Here is a 3,906-nt window from a genome sequence, read left to right as displayed (position 1 = left end):
CGCGTCCTCGGCGATCTGCAGCGCCTGCTCGACGGCATACTCGTCCAGCTCGGAGAGCAGACCGTCCACGTCGTCCCGGTCCACGGTCAGGTCATCGGCGAAATGCCGGTCGCCGGTCGCGTCGGGCACGTACTTCACACACACGATGATCTTCATCTTCAGGGTGTCTCCTGGTTCCCCACGGCAGTCCCCGTCCGGGCTGCCCTGCTTGTCTTCGGTACCGCGTGTCGTGCGCTACGCGTCGAGTCCGCCGCGCTTGACGAGCTGGGCCGCGATCACGTTCTTCTGGATCTCGTTGGTGCCCTCGCCCACGATCATCAGCGGGGCGTCCCGGAAGTAGCGCTCGACGTCGAACTCGGTCGAGTAGCCGTAACCGCCGTGGATGCGGACGGCGTTGAGGGCGATCTGCATCCCGGTCTCGGAGGCGAACAGCTTGGCCATGCCGGCCTCCATGTCCACCCGGCGGCCCGCCTCGGCCTCACGCGCCGCGTACAGGGTGAGCTGGCGGGCGGCGGTCAGCGAGGTGGCCATGTCGGCCAGGTAGTGGCCGATCGACTGGTGCTGCCAGATCGGCTTGCCGAAGGACTCCCGCTCCTGGGCGTAGGCCAGCGAGTCCTCCAGCGCCGCGCGGCCGACGCCGAGCGCGCGGGCGGCCACCTGGAGCCGGCCGGTCTCCAGGCCCTTCATCATCTGCCCGAAGCCCTTGCCCTCCACCCCGCCGAGCACGGCGTCGGCCGGCACGCGGTAGTCGTCGAAGGCCAGCTCGCAGCTCTCGACGCCCTTGTACCCCAGCTTGGGCAAGTCGCGGGAGACCGTGAGGCCGGGGCCGTGCTCGGCCAGGAGGATCGAGATGCCCTTGTGCGCGGGGCTCGCCGTCGGGTCGGTCTTGCACATCAGCGCGATCAGTCCGGCGCGCCGGGAGTTGGTGATCCAGGTCTTGGAGCCGTTGACGACGTACTCGTCGCCGTCCTTGCGGGCGACGGTGCGCATGGCCTGGAGGTCGGAGCCGCCGCCGGGTTCGGTCAGCGCCATGGTGGCGCGCATCGCGCCGGTGGCCATCTGCGGCAGGTAGCGGCGCTTCTGCTCCTCGGTGCCGAAGTGCACCAGCAGCTTGGCGACCACGGTGTGGCTGCCCATGGCGCCGGCCAGGCTCATCCAGCCGCGCGACAGTTCCTCGGTGACCAGCACGAAACACGGCATGGAGACGGGGTTGCCGCCGTACTCCTCGGGGATGGCGAGGCCGTAGATGCCGAGCTTCTTCATCTGCTCGATCAGGGCCTCGGGGTAGGTGTTGGAGTGCTCGAGTTCCTGGACGACGGGCTTCACCTCCTTGTCGACGAAGTCGCGTACGGTCTTGACGACGAACTGCTCGTCGTCGGAGAGGGCGTCCAGGGTGCTCACGGTGTACTCCTCGTCGTCTTTCGGGTGGTCCGGTGCCGCGGCGTGCTGTCAGACGACGCCGTCGGCCCGCAGTTCTTCGATCCGGGCCGCGGACAGTCCGAGTTCCGTCAGGATCCGCTCGGTGTGTTCGCCGGCGGCGGGTACGGGGTCCATGCGCGGCTCGACACCGGCCAGGTCCGCGGGTGGCCGCAGGGCCGGGACCACGGCGCCGGGGATGCTCACGTCCTGCCAGCGGCCGCGCCCGGCGAGCACCGGGTGTTCGACGAACTCGCGCACGTCGTTGACGCCGGCGCAGGCGATACCGGCCTCGTCCAGTGTCTTCATCGCCTCGTCGCCGCTCGTCCGCGCGAACCGCTCCCGGATGACGGCGTTGAGTTCCTCGCGGTGGGCCACCCGGTCGGAGCCGGTGGCGAAACGGGGGTCGTGCGCCAACTCCGGCCGCTCCAGGAAGCGTTCGCACAGCGCCGTCCACTCCCGCTCGTTCTGCACGGAGAACAGGACCTGCTTGCCGTCGGCCGCCGGGTAGGCGCCGTAAGGGGCGATGGTGGCGTGCTGGGCGCCGATCCGCGGGGGCTGGGTGCCACCGTGGCGGGTGTAGGAGGCGGGCTGGCTCATCCACTCCGCCAGTGCCTCGAACAGCGAGACCTCCACGGCCCGCGCCACCCCGGTGACCGCCCGGGTGTAGAGGGCGGTGAGGATGCCGGAGTAGGCGTACATGCCGGCCGCGATGTCGGCGATCGACACCCCGACCCGGGCGCTCTCCTCGGGGGTGCCGGTCAGGGAGACCAGTCCGGTCTGGCACTGCACCAGCAGGTCGTACGCCTTGCGGTCGGCCCACGGGCCGGTCGTGCCGTAGCCGGAGACGGTGCACGCGATGAGCGAGGGGTGCCGCGCGGTGAGGGACGCGTTGTCCAGCCCGAGGCGGGCGGCGGCTCCCGGGGCCAGGTTCTGCACGAACACGTCCGCTGTCGTCAGCAGTTCCTCCAGCACCTGCCGGCCGGGCTCCGTCTTGAGGTCCAGGGTCACGGATTCCTTGGACCGGTTGAGCCAGACGAAGTAGCTGGACTGGCCGTGCACGGTGGTGTCGTACCGGCGGGCGAAGTCGCCGCCCCCAGGCCGCTCCACCTTGATCACACGTGCGCCGAGGTCGGCGAGCTGGCGGGTGGCGAACGGCGCCGCCACCGCCTGCTCGACGCTCACGACCGTGACGCCGGTGAGCGGGAGTGCGGTCATGCTCTGACCTCCACGGGCCGTGCGGGAAACATGCTGGTCGATGGGGTGCCGCCGGGCCGGCTGACGACGGAGTGCCTTCGGCGGACCGTCCTGTCCGGCAACAGTGTCATCATGGATGCTCATGGGGCCGAAGGTGAAATACCGAATACTGATGGCTTCATGCCGGGCACAGATGGACGTCGAGTGGAGGGCCGGACCGGTGGACATCAAGCAACTCAGGGCACTCGTGACCGTGGCCGAGGCGGGCAGCGTGACGCGGGCGGCGGAGCTTCTGCATCTCGTCCAGCCGGCGGTCACCCGGCAGATCCGCACCCTGGAGCACGAGCTGGGGGTCGCGCTGTTCGAGCGGACCCGGCAGGGCATGCAGCCCACGGCCGCCGGTACGACCATGGTCGAGCGCGCCCGGCGGGCCCTGAACGAACTGGAGCGGGCCCGTGCGGAGATCCGCCCGACACCGGGCGTGGTCAGCGGCATCGTGACCGTCGGCCTGCTGGACAGCGCCAGCAGCCTGCTGGCCGAGCCGCTCGTCTCGGCCGTCCTGCGCGACCACCCGGGCATCGAGCTGCGGCTGCTCACCGCGTACTCCGGGCACCTTCAGCAGTGGCTCGACGACGGGGACCTGGATCTGACCCTGCTGTACAACCTCTCCAGCACCCCCTCGCTCAACGCGGAGCCACTGGTGCGGGAGAAGCTGTGGGCGGTGGCGCCGCCGTCCGCCGGGTTGCGGGCCGAGCGCCCCGTCCCGCTGGAGGAGGCGGTGTCGCATCCGCTGGTGGTGCCGGCGGCGGGGCACGGGCTGCGCAAGGTGATCGACGCGGCCGCCGCGCAGGCGAAGGCGGAGATGAACCTGGTCGTCCAGACCAACTCCATGCATGTGCAGAAGCAGCTCGCGCTGGCCGGCCACGGCTGGACCATCCTGCCCGGTGTCGGCATCGCCGAGGACGTGGCGAACGGCACCCTGAGCGCCGCGCCGCTGTGCGAACCCGAGGTGTGGCGCTCGATCGTGCTCGGCACGCCGAGGGCGGGGCGCATCACACCCGCCGTCGAGGTCGTGGCCAGGGAGCTGACCCGGCAGATCAACGCCGCGGTGCACGAGGGACGGTGGCCGTCGGCCGAGCTGCACGACAACGGGACCGCGAACCGGTCGTGACGGCGCGGTCGCGCCCGCGCGCGGCCGACCGCCGCCGGCGCACGCACGCGACCGGCCCGGAGCGGCGGGGCTGCTCCGCGCCCGCGGGCGTGCGTCCGGGCCGCGGCGGGGCCTCCCCCCCC

At 71.3% G+C, this 3,906-nt stretch carries 3 protein-coding genes and 1 pseudogene; 1 reads left to right on the top strand and 3 read right to left on the bottom strand.

The window, feature by feature from the left end; translation table 11 throughout:
- From K7787_RS31265 to K7787_RS31255, 3 genes and pseudogenes are all read right to left on the bottom strand, one after another.
- Positions 1–156, bottom strand: a pseudogene (locus tag K7787_RS31265) (electron transfer flavoprotein subunit beta); the annotation flags it as partial.
- Positions 157–234: 78 nt separating this feature from the next.
- Positions 235–1,401, bottom strand: coding sequence for an acyl-CoA dehydrogenase family protein (locus K7787_RS31260; protein ID WP_043262087.1), 1,167 nt, complete (start codon positions 1,399–1,401; stop codon positions 235–237).
- Positions 1,402–1,449: 48 nt separating this feature from the next.
- Positions 1,450–2,634 (bottom strand): CaiB/BaiF CoA transferase family protein, encoded by a 1,185-nt coding sequence (locus tag K7787_RS31255; protein WP_223003696.1) that lies wholly within the window; start codon positions 2,632–2,634, stop codon positions 1,450–1,452.
- Between the two features lie 151 nt (positions 2,635–2,785).
- Between K7787_RS31255 and K7787_RS31250 the strand changes: the two genes are divergently transcribed.
- Positions 2,786–3,784: a LysR family transcriptional regulator gene (locus tag K7787_RS31250; RefSeq protein WP_231574112.1), complete on the top strand. Its 999-nt coding sequence runs from the start codon at positions 2,786–2,788 to the stop codon at positions 3,782–3,784.
- The last annotated feature ends 122 nt before the right edge of the window (positions 3,785–3,906 follow it).

This window comes from Streptomyces sennicomposti, from assembly GCF_019890635.1.
GTDB lineage: Bacteria > Actinomycetota > Actinomycetes > Streptomycetales > Streptomycetaceae > Streptomyces > Streptomyces sennicomposti.
This window is presented reverse-complemented; position numbering and strand designations above follow the sequence as displayed.